Genomic DNA, 15,372 nt, shown 5'->3' on the forward strand with positions numbered 1-15,372 from the left:
GGCGTGACCGCCACGGCCTCGGCGCCAGCGGGCACCGCCACCGGCGGGCCTGTCACCGCCCAGCCAGGCCGGCGCATCTTCGCTCCGCTCGGCCAACGGCGCACGCTGACGCCGATTGCCGGGCGCACGTTCCTGCCCTTGGGCCAGCGGCGCACGCTCACCGCCCGCGCCGGCCGCTCCTTCTCGCCGCAGCGCGGCCGCACCCTCACACTGATAGGCTGACCCATGGCGAAGATCCTGATTCGCTCGGGCTACGACTTCGCCCGCAAGTTCCTCGCCAAGCTAGACGGCGTGGTCGAGGACTTGTCCGCGGCGACGATCGAGGCATCGCTCAAGAACGAGGCCAAGACTACGGAACTGATCACCGACACCGCGCAGGCCAACACCAGCCCGGCGGCGTGGGTGTCGGGCCAAGTCGTCATCCGCTTCCCCGCAGCATCCACGGCGGGACTGGCAGCGCAAAACGCCTGGATCGAGGTCGCCATCGTCGTCAGCGGCGAACGCTTCCCGGTCGATGACATACCCTGCGTGATCGAAACCGGGTTCGCGCTGTGACCACGACCAGCGAAATCCGCGCACGCCTGGCCGACGTTCTGGCCGGCTCTGGCGTTGCAGCCGCGGCCAGCATCGCCCCGGCAACGTGGGCGTCGGCAACCGTGCCGCACGTGTTCGACGGCGATCAGATGGCGACCGGCGGGCGCAACCGCGGGCGCCTGCCCTTCGTGGAATACTGGATCGCCTCGCAACCGTTCGCGCCCGAGGGCACTGAGGTTGGCATGGTCGACACCACCATCCGCCTGCGCGTGCATGTCGGCGGCGCCGACCGCGCTGCGGCTCTGGCGACTGCTGACGCTATCGCCATGGCGGCTTTCTCGGCCATCCGCGCCGATGACTACTTCGACCTGGGCGACAGCTCGGTCGACTCCACCGCCAGCCAGCCGCTCTGGCACTACCTCGACGCCACCGCGCGCGTGCAGCACAGCTACGATCCTGCCACGCACGAAGGGGACTGATCCATGGCTACGTACAACCGCTTCGGCGCCACCACCGCGCAACTGGTCGCCATGTTCCCCGGCACCGTGTCGGCGGACTTCGGCGGCGATGCTGCCATCCAAGCCGTGCAGGAGCGCATCGCGCGCGAGATCGCTGGCGCCCTGGTGCCGATCGCCTACCGCGTGCTTGCTGAGGACGTGACGCTGGAACTGGTCGAGGACTACGCCAGCGCCGGGCAGACCAGCGTTACCGTTGGCTTGGTGCCGGTCGTCACCGGGACCATCCGCCTGTGGCGCTTCTCGCGCGATGCCGAGCTGCGCACCAAGCCGCGCAAGGGCGTGAACGAGTTGACGGTGTCGGCAATCGTGCTGGCAACTGGCGTCGTGACGATCTCCGACACCATCAACCTGGGCGACAAGGTGTTCGCGTCGTACGAGATCGATGCCGAGGCGGCGGCGTTCTCGTGGCCGTCGGTGGCGGATGCGGTGCTGCACGGCTCGGCGGCGCTCCTTGGCTCGCGCATGTACACCAGCGCCGAACAGCAGGAGTGGGCGCTCGTCACCGACTACCGCGCCAAGTACGCCGGACGCATTGGCAGCGTTGGCGAGGACGGCGTCATGCGCATGGCGCGCGAAGGCCGCTGGCAGCCCGACGAGTTGCGCACCCTCAAGTGGTGGAACGAGATCGACACCGCCGACCATTCGATCGGCTCCATCGACCTGATGCGGGGCTGACCGTGGGCAAGCTCGACGACCTCCGCGCCCGCGAGGCGACGCTGGCCGACACGCTGGCCGAGCGTGCCCGTAGCCTCGGCATGGCGGCGTTGCAGCCGTCCACGCTGGTCGTCGCACGCCTGGCGGTCGAGCTCGTGCAGCGCGACGACGGACGCGGCACGGTCAGCGAACCCGCCGAGGACTTGCGCCGGCTGCGCACCGATACGCGCCTGATCCGCGCGCTGGAGGGCGACCTGCAACGCGCCGTCTCCACCGCGCTCGGCCTGATCATCGAATCCCTGCGCCAGGGCTACGAGGTCGACCTTCGCGGCCGGGCGGAAGCCACCGAGTCCGAAGCAACCGGCCTGTCGCTGCTGGTCATCATCACGCCGCAGGATCTTCACGACCTCGCCGCGTACCCGGTGCTGGGCCATGCGCCGCGCGAGATCGCCCGGCACCTGTCCGACCAACTGCGGTACGACGTCGAGGGCGCGCTGGCAGCACCGCTGACCGGCCGCATCGATGCCGCTTCCACGCCGGAAGCGGTGGGCGACGTGGCACGCAAGCACGGCGACCGGCTCGCGGCAGCGGTACGGGAGGCGTTCTACGCTGGCGCCCAGGCGGCGACCAAGGCCCTCACCGCTGCATTCGTCGGTGCCTGATGGGCGTCCGTGCGTTGATCGATGGGCTTGAACTGCGGCCGGACCAAAGCGCCGCGCTCGGGGAGGGCGCGTTCGACGGCGATCAGGTGTGGGTGGAGTTCCTGACGCAGGAGGACGCCCACGTACGCCCCGCTCATGCGGCGTTGCACGGCACCGTGTGGAGCGCGGACGATCCCAACGCACCCGCGCCGCCTTTGGACTACGGCTGCCGGTGCCAGCTTCGCTACGTTGCCAAGCCCAACACGCTGGCCGCGCACGTGTTTCCCGTGGCCGAGGTTGTGCCCGTGCCGCGAGCGGACGTGTTCGCCGCTTATCTCGACAAGCACGTGCCGCAGTGGCCCAAGGTCGCCGCCGCAGCAGCGCAGGCGCAGCCGGCCGAGCGTCTGAGCGTGGCGTACCTGACCCTGAAGCGCCTGTACCCCAATCTCGGCGCCGACACCCGCGACCTGGCGCGCATGGCGGTCGAGGCTGCGCCCAAGCCGGCGACGGTTGCCCCCGTGGCGGCGGGCGGCTCCGTGCCCGCAGCGGTGGCCGGCGCGGAGGCGGGCCGTGGATAAGACCACCGCGCGCGCCATCAAGCGCATGGACCGCATCGCCACACTCATCGAGGCGTTGCCCGAGATCGGGGCGCAGGAATACGCCAATGGCCGGCTACGGGCCAAGCCGATCGTTGATCGGCACTTCACCGCCGGCAACCAGCAGCGATACGGCTGGGCGCCGCTGTCGCCGGACTACGCCGAGCAGAAGCGTGGCCAGCGCAAGATGCTCCAGCGCGGCATGAAAGCCGCCGGCCGTCCGGTGTCGCGGCTCGACGAGGACGACCTTGGCGGATCGATCCTCCCCATGCTTGTCCGCACCGGCCGCATGCGCGCGGCGGTCAACAGCCGGACACATCGCATCATCCGCAGCGGCGACGTGGCGGTGATCGTGTTCGCCAACCTGCCCGAGTACGCCCTGGCGCACCACAAGGGTGGCGCGCATCTACCCAAGCGCAGCCCGGTCGCGCCGAACATCGAGGACCGTGCGGAAGTCGTGAAGGTCATGCAGCGCCAATTGGACGTGGCGATCGGTACCGGCGGCGATGTCCCGGTATCGGCGCGATCGATCCCCGGCCGGGCACGTGTCGGATGATGCGTCCCCGCAACTGAGGGTCAGTAGTCCCCCAACAGCCCGACGCCTACGGTCGGACCTGAGGGACCGCTCATGGCCGGCAAAGCCCACAAAATCAAGTCTGTCACGTTCTCAAGCACGGCAATTCTGGGCATCCAGAACGTCGACGAGAACGACACCGCCGAGGCGATGGACAAGCACCGCGCCGACACCAGCGCGTGTGTCGAAGCGGTGTTTCTGGACGGCGTCGGCGCGCAGATCGTGGTCACGACCACCGACCTGTCCGTACGCTCGACCTGGGCGCTGGGCGTGGTCGGCTCGCTGGTCGTGGTCAAGGAACAGCGCGCGAACGGAACCGGCGCGACGGCCGGGCAGGACAAGACCGCGACCTACGCCGCCGCGGTGCTGGTCGCCAAGGGCATCGGCGCCCCGTTCCAGGGCAAGGGTTCGCTCGTGCTGACCTTCGAGGCGACCGATCCCACCGGCGCGTCTGTCGTCACGCATAGCTGAGGGGCCAGCCCATGCTGGCGTACCGCATCCCCGATGTCGCGCCGGCACACGCTGCCGACCGCATGCGTGCTGGCGACCATCCCGGCCTTGTGCGCATTGCGCCCGCTGGGCCGTGGCAGTTCAGCGCGCACCCCGAAGGCGGATCGCTCGCGACGTGGCTTGGCTCGCGCGTGCCGCGCATCGACGATCTATGCGATGCGGTTTCCTGCTCTGACGGGCTGACGTACTACCGCCCAAGCCCGCTGCCGTCGCCAATGGATCTCGCCAAGACGCTGCACAGCAGCGACGAGATCGACGTCGACCTCGTCTCCGGTGTGCGCGTGTCGATCCTGCTGGCGCGCTCATCGCCGCGTCGTCTGCGCTTCACCGGCGACAGTTCGATCGGTGAGCCGCTGACCGAGTACGGCCGGCTCGCGCGCGTCGTCAGCGAGCGCCTGGCGGAAGCCGACGCCGATCATCCGATCACGACCGACGACGCCGACGTCCGCCGCCTGTTGCTTCTAGCCATCGCCCAGCGGTACCGCGTCACCGAGGAGCTACTGGACGATGTCGGCTGGATCAGCACCGCCGACGTGGACCCGATGATCTGCGCGATCATGGGATCCGACCCAAAAGCCTTCGCCGCCGCCACAGGTATCTAGCCATGGCGGCGGCGGGGATGATCTCGGATCCCGAGCTCGCGCCGGCAGAGGAGTCGATCGTGTGCGATTGGCTCTGGGCTACCAGGCGTGCGCCGTTCCTGCGGGTGGCTGAATGAGCGAGATCCGCGTACCAGTCACCGTTCCCGGCGCGCAGCGCGCGGCGCAGGAATTGCGCGGCGTCCAACAGGCGGCGCTGGGCGTCGGCAAGGCCGAGGAAGCCGCAGCGCGCGGCGCCGACCGGCTCACCATGGCGAACAAGCGCCTGGCCGACTCGTCCAGGCTCGCGGCGCGCGGCTTCCAGGCGGCGGGCCGCTTCGGCGGCATGGCCGGCGGCGTACTCGGCCGCATCGGCGGCGGACTCGGCTCGGCTGGGCTAGGCGCGATGGGTCCGCTCGCGGCTGGCGCTGCGGTTGCCGGCCTCGCGCTGATGAAGCTGGCGAGCATCAGCAACCACAACGTCGAGCGCGCGACCGCCCTGGCCAAAGCGATGTCGGACATGCGCAACACCGTGGACGCGGCGCGCAAGCAGGGCGGTGCAAACTCCCTGTCAGCGTCCAAGGAGAACGGCCAGGTCATTCGGCAACTCATCGCGGGTGGCATGTCGATCGAAGATGCCAAGGCGATCGCCACCGAGGACGCGCCGGAGGTGTTGTCGACGCTGAGCGGATACAGCGATCACGGCAAGGCGGGCGGTCGCGCGGATACTGCCCTCTACGCCGCCAAGGCGCTCAAGGCCCTGGGCATCACCGGGAGCCTGACCGAAGGGCTGGGCAAGCTTGGCGAGGATCGCGTCGCGAACGCCATGGGCAGCGACGGCGATCCCATCAACCGCTTGGTTGGCGAGATCCTTGGCGAGCAGCGCGGCGGCCTCCCGGTGTCCAGCGACGACGTCCGCACGATGCGTGCGCGTATTGGAAACTCCCCCGAGGCTGCCGCGCTCGACAAGATCGACTTCACCAAGGCTGGTGCGCGAGACGATCGCATGGCCGCCGCCATCGATGGCCGGGGGGCAGTCGCCGCGATGAATGACCGCGCTGACTGGAATAATCCGCTGATGGCGGCTGTCCTCGCGGGCCACAATCAGCAAGAGCAGGCGATCGCAGCCATGCGGGCGGCTGCTGAGGCTGAGATGTCGGTGATAGCGACGCTCAAGGACGTATTCATGCCCGGCGGCAGCTTCGAGACGCAACTTCGTCGCGCGATGAATGACCGCGCCAAGGTCGTGAATGGGACGACCAACTGATGACCACCGCGACGATCTATCTCGCCAGCGGCTCGCTCAACGTGCTCTACGCTGGGCAACTGCTCCCCGTGCAGCCGGTGGGCGACTACTACCAGCGCGTCGGCGGCACCGGCCACGGCTCGCAAGAGGTCGTGCGCGAGGGGCCAGACTCCGAGATCGTCATGCACTATCTGACGACCTCGCGCGCCGCAGCGCGGTCGGCGCAGGGCACGATGGCCGCGTGGCAAACCAAGTACGTGCGCGTGACTGAGCCTGACACCACGCTCTACGCGCGCGTGCTGGTCAAGGCCATCACCGCGAACGTCCTGCGCGGCTCGTACGCCTACGCCGGCACGCGCTACACCTACCGCGTCACCGCTCGCGCCGTCATGGCGGTGCAGGGATGACCGCCACGCAGGTCGTCGTGTGGGTGAACGCTTCGAGTTGGTCCAGCCCATCGTGGCAGATCGTTAATCGCCTCATCCCCGAGACGTCCGACCATAGCGACGGCAGCATGGGACGCGCCGTGTTCCGCATGCTGCGCTCGGAGCGCAACGACGGTGCCGGCGACATCGTCGACACGTTCTATCCGGCACGCGGCAGCTACATCGCCATCGCTCGCGCGGGTGGCTCATCGCCGTTCGATAGCCTGCTTTGGTGCGGGCAGATCGTCGGCATCCATCCGCAGCCGATCCAGCATGACGCCGACGAGATGGGCGATGTCGAGGCGGTCGAGCTTGGCAGCGTGCTCGCGCAGACGCCGGTCGCCAACCTGCGGCAAGGCACGTCGTCGCTGCTGACCGAACCACTCGCGACCAATCCGACCGCCAACCTCGCCGGGGCGAACGGCGAGATCATCGGCAACATGCGGGCTCCGGCGTCAGGCATCCCCTGGTTCGAGGCGTTCCCGGAGAACTGCGGCGCGGCAGGCGTCGCCGCGCGCTGGAACCAATTATCCCTCCTCCGGCACGTCCTGACCTACGCGCCGGCCGGCACGCTCGTGCCGCCGCTGTCGCTGTCGCCGGGGATGCCCGCGCTGCTGTCGCTGTACCTGGCGAATGCAGAGTTGGAGGTCGTCGAGTTGGACGGCCTGAGCATCAAGGATCTGATCGACCTGATGGTCGGCACCACGCGCGGCATGTCGTGGCATATCATCCCGACGTCGTCCGGCTGGACGATCTGGGCTGACAGCGCGAGCGATGTCGGCTTCGGGGACTTCCCGGCCGCCTATCCCCTCACGGCTACGCTCAACGGCAACGACGCCGACCTGGCGCTCGACACGTCGGGGATGGACGTTTACGACGCCGTCGAAGTCCTCGGCGCTCCGATCGTGTGCTGCGGCACCATGTCCCCGATCGACGGGTCACTCGGCGCGGGCTGGGTGTCGCTGACCGCGTACAAAGTCGGAGCGAGTGCCCAAGGCGGCTATGCCGTGCTGACGGTGGAGGGAAAGCTCGCGCGCAACCGAGCCGTGCGCCGCGCGCCCGTGCTTCAGGACGTGCTAACCCGCTTCCAGCTGATGCGCTACTCGCCGACCACGGACTTGCAGTGCAAGAGCGCGGCCGGCGTCCCCACCGTGGGCGCGACGCAGCCGCTGACGCCGCTGGTCGTGTGGAACGGCGCATCCACCAGCGTCAGCCCGACGCAGGGATCGGTCCTATACCTGCCAACGGCGAAGGTGCTGCGCAATCTGCCGTGGCCATCGGGCGTGTCCGCCGATGGCAGCGACGGCCGCACCGACATAGCCAAGGGGCAACCGTCCTACCTCCTGCCCGTCGTTCTGCGCTACACCACCACCGGCGACGCCTGGGTCGGCTGGTCGGACATGCTGCGCCCGCCCAGCGCAAAATGGCCGATACCGACCGTCAGCGTGGACGATCGCGGCGCGGCCATCCGCATCGAGTACGACCATCCCGAAGTGCTGGCCAAGGGCTTGTGGACGGGCGCTGCCGCCAGCGAGTTCAACCCGGACCTGACGACCAGTTACGGCGCGACGGACTGGCAGCGGCTGGTCGTAACGGTCGCCGTCGAGAGCGGCCAGCGGGTCAAGGCGCGTGTATTGCGTTCCGGCATCACCGAGGCTCAGGTCCGCAACGTCCTGCGCATCGAGCGGCCTGACCTCCATTGCTGGCTGATGCGCGCCAAAACGATAATCGGCCTCAAGGGCGACGGTACGCCGGACGAGATCAGCGCCGACACGTTCACGCGCGACGATCACGCCATCGCCCAGCAGATCGCGGATCAAGCGGCGGCGTTCGCCTTCCGCCCGCGCACGTCGGGCACCATCACCGTCACCGACCCGGCCAACCCGCCCGCGTGGGCAGCCATCGGCACGCTGATCGACGTCGCGCAGGAGCAGCGCGACGGTGTCGACACGGTCGCCACGACGCTCGGCTCGGTCGTGCGCGGCGTCCGCCAGGTGTGGAACCCGCGCGCCCCGCGCCTGATCGTGACCACCGACTACCAGACGGCGGCGGTCGGCAACGGGCAGGCGGTGTCCGTGTCGCTGGGCGGAACGGTGTCAGCATCGCTCCAGCGCACGCGCATGGAGCTGGGCGAGGTTCGCCGCGACGTGCAGCGCGCTCCGGTCTCGCCGGGTTCGCCCGCTCGGCCCATCCAGCAGGGGCGCTCCGAGACGATCACCAAGTCGGCCCACGGTTGGACGGTCGGAACCTGGGTGCGCAACAACGACGGCGGCGCCTGGGCCACGGCCGACCGTACCGGCGTCAGCGACTTCGAGAACCTTGCCCTGGTCATCGAAGTGATCGACGCCGACCGCGTCGTCGTGGCGCTGGACGGGATGCACAACGTCCCGGCCATGACCGGGCTAACGCCGTTCCGCGCGTACTACCTGAGCACGGCCGGCGCCTCGGTGTACCCGTCGCCCGATACGACCGTCAAGACCGCGCCCGTCGTCGAGCGCATGACGCACGTGGCGCTCTCTGACGATTGGATCTGGCTGCCGGGGCCGCGCGTCCGCAACAGCCACAACCACCACGTTGGCGACCTGGCCGACGTGGTGGTCGCGGCGACGCCGATCGATGGCCACGTCCTGACGTACGAGGCGGCGTCTGCGCTGTGGAAACCGACCGCGGCGGCTGGCGGGCTCGGCACCAGAGCGGCAATCAGCGTCATCGGCCGCTCTGCCAACAGCGCTGGCGCAGCCGCCGACATCGCCGCCAGCACCAGCGGTGACGTGCTCTATTTGGGCGCGTCCTCGCTCACGTGGGGGCCGCTCGGGACCGCGTCCTACCAGCCGGCCAGCGTCACCGCTGCGAAACTCGGCACGGACGTCGTGCTGGATACGCTGAACGACGTGACGATCGCCAGCGTCGCGAGCAAGAACTTCCTGCGCTACGACACGCCCAGCACGCAGTGGAAGAACTACGACCTCGGACCGATCGAGTACGCGACTGCGGTGTCGGGACTTCCGGTGCTGGTGTTTGACGGCGGCGGCGTCACTGGCTCTGCGCTGATCGCCGCGCTGGGCAAGAGCGGCAGCCGCCTGCTGCTCGACTTCGTTTCGGGCACTACCACGACCGCGCTCGACTTCGTCCTGAGCGGCGCCGCCGACCTGGCGACCGAGAAGGTGGCGCGCATCCGCACCGTCAGCGCATCGCAGGTATCGTTCTACGATCAAGGAACCTCGTCGATAACGGCCGGCGACGAGGTCTTGCGGTGGGGCTGCTCCTCGCTCGCGGCGAGTCGCTACTTCCGTTCCTTCGCCCCGCTGCAAGTCACCGACACCGTTTCGGGCACCAATTGGATCTCGTTGGAGGGCACCGCGTCGAGGACCTGGGAGTTGCTGGCGCGCGACGCCGGATCTTCGCCAGCGAGTTTCTTCAAGTTCTACGCCGACCACGCCAGCCTGGGGGACCGCATTCGCTGCCAGACGGCTCTCGATATGAATGGCTTCTCGTTGCAATTTTACGGCATCACGTCGAGCCTTTCGGAAAGCGCTGGCGTCGTGACGCTCGCCGGCGCTACCGGCGTCCGATTCGATGCGGACAAGATGGGCTTTTTTTACAGCGCCGGCACGTTGCGCGTCGCCGTCGCTGCACCGGCCGCGATCACCGCGATCGGCGGCGCGGACGCCACCTACAGCGCGAACGAGCAAACGTTGCTGAACGCGCTAACGACCGACGTGACCAATCTCCGGTCCACGCTCAACAACCTGCGCAACGCTCTCAACGGCTACAACCTCGTCTGAGCACCACCGGAGCCCTGATCTATGGCAACGCCGCCAGTACCAGACGCCGAGCTCAGGCGCCGGGTCAAGCTCTGGCGCACGTGCAGCGGCAACTTGCTGCGCGCCGCCAGGCAGGCCGGCGTCAACACTCAGGCGTTCACGGTGTCGATTGATCGCGCCGTGGCTAAGGGGTGGGTGAAGCAGAGCGAGCGCGACAGGGCGGCAACGCAGCATCGTGCCGTGAAGGGCAACAACGACAGCGAGGCGGCGCTGCGCAAGCAGATCGCCACGCTGACGGCGCAGGTGGAGCGCATGCGCAACGCGCGTCCGGTCGTGCCGGTGCGGATCAAGACCGCGCGCGTCGACGACTTCGTGCGCGTGGTCATCCCCGACAGCCACGGCACCTGCATCGACCCGCAGGCGATGGGCGCTTTCCTCGACGACCTCAAGGCGCTGGACCCGCACGAGATCGTCATGCTGGGCGACCACGTCGACTGCGGCGGGTTCCTCGCGCTGCACCACACGCTGGGCTACGTACCCGAAACTTCTTACACGTACGAGGATGATATCAGTTCTGCCAATGCATTTTTGGATGAGATCCAGCGCAACGCGCCGCATGCGCGCATCCATTACATCGAAGGAAATCACGAGGCCAGAGTCGAGAAATGGTGCATCGCGCAGACGCTGCGCAACGGGCGCGAGTCGGAGGGGATGCGCCTGCGCAACGCGCCGGAGTTCTTGCTGCGGCTGAAAGAGCGCGGGATCAGCTACTACCGTCGCGCCGAGCGGTACCACGACCTGCCGGTGCCGGGCACGATCAAGCTGGGCAAGACGTTCTTCGCCCATGAGCCGGGTCGCGGCGGTCGACCCGAGCAATACGCGCAGCGGTTCGGCGGCTGCCTGATCTACGGCCACGAGCACCGGGCGCGCGGCGCCGTTATCCGCACCGTCGCGGCTGGCGAGATCGGCGCCTGGTGCCCGGGGACGCTCGCCATCCAACAGCCGTTCTACTTCCACACGAATCTCACCGACCATAGCCACGGGCACCTCGTGCAGATCGTCGCCAAGAGCGGCGGCTTCTTGTCGATCAACGTGCCGATAATCAATGGCGTTTCGCACCTGCGACCGCTGCTCGACCGGGGAACATGACATGGCGACGCTCGGTGATCTGCTGCGCCAGGAGCGCGCCAAGTCCAAGCGCCTGGCGAAGCGCGCATCGCGCGTCGCATCGCTGGAGGCGCAGCTTGCCGAGCACCGCGAGCTCGCCCGCGTGGCGACCGAGTGCGCCAGCGCGCAGCACGCGGCGATGGGGCGGCAGGATCACGTCCACGCGGACGAGGTTGCCCGATTGGAGGCAAAGCTCGATCGGCTGCTGCTGGCGTTCGAGCAGGTGCTGGCACGCGCGCTGCCACAGGCGCCGGTGAAGTCGTGAAGTCGCTGCGCTGCCGCGAGGATGAAGCCGCCTGGCTGGCGTGGCAGGAGGGCGTCAAGCGCGGCGAGCAATGCCTGGCGCTCATGCGCCGCATCATCGAAGCGGTTGACGCGGTGCGGGCGCTGGACGCCTACCGGGATCGGAACGAGACGACGAGGGACGGGAATTAGGGCGGCGGATTGAAGGCCGGGGCCTTCACCGGCGATCCGCGCTTCTCGGCGGCATTCGCTATGCGCTCGTTGCTGCTGGCTATGTCGTACAGCGCCTTCATTCCGGCGAGCCCACAGTGGCAAAGGGACGCCCACATGGCGCAGCGAGCAAGGGCAAACGCCATGACGCCGCTGGGCGCATTCAGATTCTGGGCGAAGGTCAGAACCCACGCCAGCCACGCGAGCGGAATGGCAATGCGAACGAGGAGCGCCGGCACTCGATAGCCGGTCATCGAGTCGCTTCGGCTTTGTTCTCTCATGCGCTGATGACGTACACCACGCCCGATCCAAACGCTACCGCCACCATCGCACTACCCGCTACGTCTGGGCAGGTGCGGAGGGGGTTTGACAACGGCGCGTAGTTGAGCGTAGGGTGAGGGTTCTTGCCGCCAGCGTTCGACTGAAATGGTTACGACTTTGCCAGTTGCCCACCTATTGCCCACGCGCCTGAAAAGCGAAACCCCCGTAACCTCTTATGGCTACGGGGGTTTATCTGGTACTCCCAAGGGGAGTCGAACCCCTGTTCACGGACTGAGAATCCGATCCGCTACCCGATGGGATGCGACGCCACGCGCTAAGTGCCGACCGTTACTGATCTGTGCCCCGTGGAACACCGCCGGCATCCGCCAGAAAACGCCATCAACCTGCCCATCTGCCCACCTATTGCCCACCTGGAAAGTCGGCCATGAGCGACCGGGCGCGCTCGGTGTTCGTGCGCAGGTAGCGCATCACCATCGCGTCGGCCTTGTGGCCGGTGTAGAGGCGCACGTCGGGGATGCTCAACGGTGCGCGCCAGGGCCAGGCGCCGGACGCCATGCGCGAGAGGGCGAAGCGCTTGAGGTTGTAGACGCCAACCGGCAGCAGGTTGCGGCGGAACCACACGGCGAGCATTGCGGCGCTGCCGCCCTTGCTGACGCGCCAGCGATCGACGCCGTCCTTGCTGCGCGGTGGGCGGAACAAGGGGGCGTCATCGGCGCGGCCTTTGACCAGGGCGCCAAGCTGCGCGACGTGGCAGGGGAACAGCGGATGCGTGTGCGGCGTGCCATCGTGCTTGCGGTCGATGGTGATCTCGCGGCGCTTGAGGTCGACGTCGCCCACGGTCAGACGGCAGGCGGTGATCGGTCGCCAGCCGTAGGTGGAGAGGCAGGAGAAAATCGGAAGCTGGCTGCGGCGTCGAGCTCGGGCGAGCGCGGCCTTCACCTGGCGCTCGGTCAGCAGGCCGGCGGTGCTGCGTTTGCTGGGCGGCGGGCGCAAGGCGGTGAACACACGCGGATCGAGCGCGGTGCCGTGATGGTCGCGCGCCCAGCGCAGGATGGCGCGCAGGTAGGCGGCGGTCCTGGGCACCTTGCGGCGCAGCGCGGCGGCGCCGTCCAGTGTCACGTCGGCGGGCTTGGCAGCCTCGCCCCATCGCTTCGCCGCAGCGATAGCCAGATCGCGCGCAGCGTCGATGTACGCCTGAGCGCCGGGGCGGCGCATGCGCTCGTCGTTGTCGACCTGGGCGGCGTGCCACAGGGCGGCGAGCGCAGCGATCGTCAGGGGCGCGATGGGCGTCTGGCCGGGCCGATCGCGTCGGCGCTTCACCGGTGGGACACGCTGCTCGAACTCGCGCGCTGCGGCTGCCGCGTCGCCCTTCGATCCGTAGGCTGGCGGTGGGCTGATGCGGGCAACGCCGTCAGCGTCACGCCAGCGAACGACCCAACCATGCGAACGCTTCTCAATCCACGCCATGCGGCGGCACCGTGAACGCTGTGGAAAACCCTGCAACCCCCGTGAGCCGTGGCGAAAAGTTTCCAGTGAAGATCACCAGCCAACGAGTACGTTCGGACTATCTATGAAGCCCCCCAATAAGGGGCGCCGACAGCCTCCAACGTCGGTTGATCTGCCTGTCACCAAGACCCTGACAGGACCGCGCGCGGCGGAGTCCCGCGAATTAGGTGCGCTTCTTAGCCGCGCGGATCGCCTGATAGAGCTTTGGGGGCAACTCGATCCCACTCCGCTGAAGATCAAGCAGGAAGGGCACGGCGGCATCCGCGATGTCCTGTAGGTCGTCCAGCTTTCGTTCGAGTTTCCGCACATACGGCCCAGCAGCTTTGAGACGAGTCGCGTGGGCACTTTCGCCAGCGTCGATGAACTCCTCGGCCTCCTCACGGCTAAGATGAAGCACGTCGGACCAAACGCGGAGATCGCGTGGAGGCGGTGAACGCTTACCGCCCAATACGAGGGCGACCGTGGGCTGAGTCGACCCAGCCCGCTCCGCAAACACGGCCTGCTCCAGGCCCGAGCGGTCGAGGTACGCCGCAAAAAGTTTCGTAAAGTCCTTCGCCACGGCTACTAGCATAGCGAGTTTCCAAAAGGCGAATTAAGCTCTTGACGCATGCGCATTCCGGAATAAGAATGTGAGCATACCGCCAGCGATGGCGGCTTTTCTTAGCCCCGGGATATTCCTAAAATGCAATACGCGAAGACCCTTAGGCGCTGGCTTCAACAATCCGGCCTGACCCCCGCGGAAGCAGCGCCGGTGCTCGGTGTCGGCTTCCAGACGGTATACGCCTGGCTCGATGGCGCCCATGTGCCGCCAGCCACGCGCATCCCCGCTCTCGCCGCCGCTTTGGGCGTGCCCGAGGCCAAGCTCCGGCAGGTCATCAATCGCGACCGGGCTGCGCGTCATGCCCGGGATGATGCGAACGCCACGCCTGAAGCAATCGACGCGGTGCGTACGTGATCCGCTCCGAGCTCACCACGGGCGAGTATGCCCGCCTGACCGGCCAGGCCGCGTCGACCGTGCGCGCCAAGATCGCACGCGGCGACTTCCCGCCCGGTTGCATCACCCGCGTCGGCACATCGAAGCACTGCCGCCATGCGCGGTTCCTGGTGTCGAGGCTGATCGCCGCGGGCTACCTGCCTGAGTCGGCGGCGGTGTCGCCGTGATCCGCGCGCTCGCCATCTGCGCCATCGCGCTGACCGCCAGCGCCCTGGACTCCTGGTCGCTCGACCCGGCGCTCCACCGCACCGACCGCCAGGGGCACGCTGTCGCCGGCTTGGCTATCGGCGCGGTGTCGGTCGCTGCGCTCAACGTCCTGCCCGTCACGCGCGACTGGAAGCCGTGGCAGCGCGTCGTCGCCGCGACCGCGCTGTCGGCGCTGGTCGGCGTCGGCAAGGAACTGCTCGACGCGCGCGATCCCGCGAACCACTGCACCGAGGTTGGCGACGTCACGGCTACCGCGCTCGGCGGGGCGGTCGGCGCGATCAGCGTCGAACTGGTTTGGCGGTTCTAGTCATGACCGACCCCTACCGCGACACGGTCTACGTCGCCCGCTCAGCCGATGGCGGCACCGTCATCTTCGACCGCTGCGGCAACAAGCTGGCCGAGTACCCGCCGCTGGCGGACGAGCCGGCGGACGACGCACGGCCGGGCGACGAGTTCGCTTTCTTCTACGGCGTCGTGACGGCGCTGTCGCTGTCGCTCGTCGGCTTCGCGATGGTCTACCTCGCGTGGCACATCGGCGCCGCTCTCTACCGCTGATCAACAAAAAGCCCGCACGCGCTGAAACGCGTACGGGCCACCAACCAACAAGGACCAACCCATGTCCCGCATCGACGATAACGCCCACGACCATTTCCGCCAGGAGTCAGCGACGATCGTTGCCGACGCCATCTGCCGCCAAGCGGGCGAGTGGGAGGCCATCAGCAC

The 15,372-nt window shown here is 68.1% G+C and carries 22 protein-coding genes; 19 read left to right on the plus strand and 3 right to left on the minus strand.

Features of this window, described 5'->3' with window-relative positions; translation table 11 throughout:
- The 15 genes from H0W38_RS04440 to H0W38_RS04510 all read left to right on the plus strand — a co-directional run.
- The coding region (locus H0W38_RS04440; RefSeq protein WP_292451558.1) for a hypothetical protein at window positions 1–222 on the plus strand (222 nt) is incomplete at its 5' end.
- 3 nt (window positions 223–225) lie between these two features.
- Window positions 226–555, plus strand: a complete 330-nt coding sequence (locus H0W38_RS04445) for a hypothetical protein (protein ID WP_292451560.1) — start codon at window positions 226–228, stop codon at window positions 553–555.
- The gene (locus tag H0W38_RS04450) at window positions 552–1,013 is read left to right on the plus strand and encodes a hypothetical protein (protein ID WP_292451562.1); all 462 of its coding nucleotides are present in this window, start codon (window positions 552–554) and stop codon (window positions 1,011–1,013) included. Before H0W38_RS04445 ends, H0W38_RS04450 begins: the two co-directional genes overlap by 4 nt.
- A gap of 3 nt (window positions 1,014–1,016) precedes the next feature.
- Window positions 1,017–1,727: a hypothetical protein gene (locus H0W38_RS04455; protein WP_292451563.1), complete on the plus strand. Its 711-nt coding sequence runs from the start codon at window positions 1,017–1,019 to the stop codon at window positions 1,725–1,727.
- A 2-nt stretch (window positions 1,728–1,729) separates the two neighbouring features.
- Window positions 1,730–2,368, plus strand: a complete 639-nt coding sequence (locus H0W38_RS04460) for a hypothetical protein (protein WP_292451565.1) — start codon at window positions 1,730–1,732, stop codon at window positions 2,366–2,368.
- Between the two features lie 14 nt (window positions 2,369–2,382).
- Window positions 2,383–2,925: a minor capsid protein gene (locus H0W38_RS04465; RefSeq protein WP_292451567.1), complete on the plus strand. Its 543-nt coding sequence runs from the start codon at window positions 2,383–2,385 to the stop codon at window positions 2,923–2,925.
- Complete coding sequence (locus tag H0W38_RS04470; protein ID WP_292451569.1) at window positions 2,918–3,499, plus strand: hypothetical protein; 582 nt, start codon at window positions 2,918–2,920, stop codon at window positions 3,497–3,499. The genes H0W38_RS04465 and H0W38_RS04470 overlap by 8 nt, the downstream gene beginning before the upstream one ends.
- Window positions 3,500–3,571: 72 nt before the next feature.
- Window positions 3,572–3,988: a hypothetical protein gene (locus H0W38_RS04475; RefSeq protein ID WP_292451571.1), complete on the plus strand. Its 417-nt coding sequence runs from the start codon at window positions 3,572–3,574 to the stop codon at window positions 3,986–3,988.
- 11 nt (window positions 3,989–3,999) lie between these two features.
- Complete coding sequence (locus H0W38_RS04480; protein WP_292451573.1) at window positions 4,000–4,629, plus strand: hypothetical protein; 630 nt, start codon at window positions 4,000–4,002, stop codon at window positions 4,627–4,629.
- A gap of 112 nt (window positions 4,630–4,741) precedes the next feature.
- The gene (locus H0W38_RS04485) at window positions 4,742–5,872 is read left to right on the plus strand and encodes a hypothetical protein (protein ID WP_292451574.1); all 1,131 of its coding nucleotides are present in this window, start codon (window positions 4,742–4,744) and stop codon (window positions 5,870–5,872) included.
- Entirely contained in the window at window positions 5,872–6,258 is a 387-nt protein-coding gene (locus tag H0W38_RS04490; protein WP_292451576.1) for a hypothetical protein, read from the plus strand. Before H0W38_RS04485 ends, H0W38_RS04490 begins: the two co-directional genes overlap by 1 nt.
- Window positions 6,255–10,061, plus strand: coding sequence for a hypothetical protein (locus tag H0W38_RS04495; RefSeq protein WP_292451578.1), 3,807 nt, complete (start codon window positions 6,255–6,257; stop codon window positions 10,059–10,061). Before H0W38_RS04490 ends, H0W38_RS04495 begins: the two co-directional genes overlap by 4 nt.
- A 93-nt stretch (window positions 10,062–10,154) precedes the next feature.
- Window positions 10,155–11,189 (plus strand): metallophosphoesterase, encoded by a 1,035-nt coding sequence (locus H0W38_RS04500; RefSeq protein ID WP_292451580.1) that lies wholly within the window; start codon window positions 10,155–10,157, stop codon window positions 11,187–11,189.
- 1 nt (window position 11,190) lies between these two features.
- On the plus strand, window positions 11,191–11,472 hold the full coding sequence (locus H0W38_RS04505; protein WP_292451581.1) for a hypothetical protein: 282 nt from the start codon (window positions 11,191–11,193) through the stop codon (window positions 11,470–11,472).
- The gene (locus H0W38_RS04510; protein ID WP_292451583.1) at window positions 11,469–11,642 is read left to right on the plus strand and encodes a hypothetical protein; all 174 of its coding nucleotides are present in this window, start codon (window positions 11,469–11,471) and stop codon (window positions 11,640–11,642) included. Before H0W38_RS04505 ends, H0W38_RS04510 begins: the two co-directional genes overlap by 4 nt.
- Here H0W38_RS04510 and H0W38_RS04515 read toward each other — a convergent pair.
- From H0W38_RS04515 to H0W38_RS04525, 3 genes are all read right to left on the minus strand, one after another.
- Window positions 11,639–11,914, minus strand: a complete 276-nt coding sequence (locus tag H0W38_RS04515; RefSeq protein ID WP_292451584.1) for a hypothetical protein — start codon at window positions 11,912–11,914, stop codon at window positions 11,639–11,641. The two genes, H0W38_RS04510 and H0W38_RS04515, sit on opposite strands and share 4 nt — an antisense overlap.
- A 427-nt stretch (window positions 11,915–12,341) precedes the next feature.
- Window positions 12,342–13,409, minus strand: a complete 1,068-nt coding sequence (locus H0W38_RS04520; protein ID WP_292451585.1) for a site-specific integrase — start codon at window positions 13,407–13,409, stop codon at window positions 12,342–12,344.
- A 202-nt stretch (window positions 13,410–13,611) separates the two neighbouring features.
- Window positions 13,612–14,007 carry a helix-turn-helix transcriptional regulator gene (locus tag H0W38_RS04525; RefSeq protein ID WP_292451587.1) on the minus strand — a complete coding sequence of 132 codons (396 nt, stop codon included), beginning with the start codon at window positions 14,005–14,007 and terminating at the stop codon, window positions 13,612–13,614.
- A gap of 123 nt (window positions 14,008–14,130) precedes the next feature.
- Here H0W38_RS04525 and H0W38_RS04530 point away from each other — a divergent pair, with 123 nt between their 5' ends.
- From H0W38_RS04530 to H0W38_RS04545, 4 genes are read left to right on the plus strand one after another with little or no spacing between them, the layout of a single operon-like run.
- Window positions 14,131–14,403, plus strand: coding sequence for a helix-turn-helix transcriptional regulator (locus tag H0W38_RS04530; protein WP_292451588.1), 273 nt, complete (start codon window positions 14,131–14,133; stop codon window positions 14,401–14,403).
- Complete coding sequence (locus H0W38_RS04535) at window positions 14,400–14,609, plus strand: hypothetical protein (RefSeq protein ID WP_292451590.1); 210 nt, start codon at window positions 14,400–14,402, stop codon at window positions 14,607–14,609. The genes H0W38_RS04530 and H0W38_RS04535 overlap by 4 nt, the downstream gene beginning before the upstream one ends.
- Window positions 14,606–14,956: a hypothetical protein gene (locus tag H0W38_RS04540; RefSeq protein WP_292451594.1), complete on the plus strand. Its 351-nt coding sequence runs from the start codon at window positions 14,606–14,608 to the stop codon at window positions 14,954–14,956. The genes H0W38_RS04535 and H0W38_RS04540 overlap by 4 nt, the downstream gene beginning before the upstream one ends.
- Before the next feature lie 2 nt (window positions 14,957–14,958).
- The gene (locus H0W38_RS04545; RefSeq protein ID WP_292451595.1) at window positions 14,959–15,204 is read left to right on the plus strand and encodes a hypothetical protein; all 246 of its coding nucleotides are present in this window, start codon (window positions 14,959–14,961) and stop codon (window positions 15,202–15,204) included.
- Window positions 15,205–15,372 lie beyond the last annotated feature (168 nt).

The sequence above is a fragment of the Methylibium sp. genome, assembly GCF_013817365.1.
In the GTDB taxonomy this organism is placed as follows: Bacteria; Pseudomonadota; Gammaproteobacteria; order Burkholderiales; family Burkholderiaceae_C; genus Methylibium.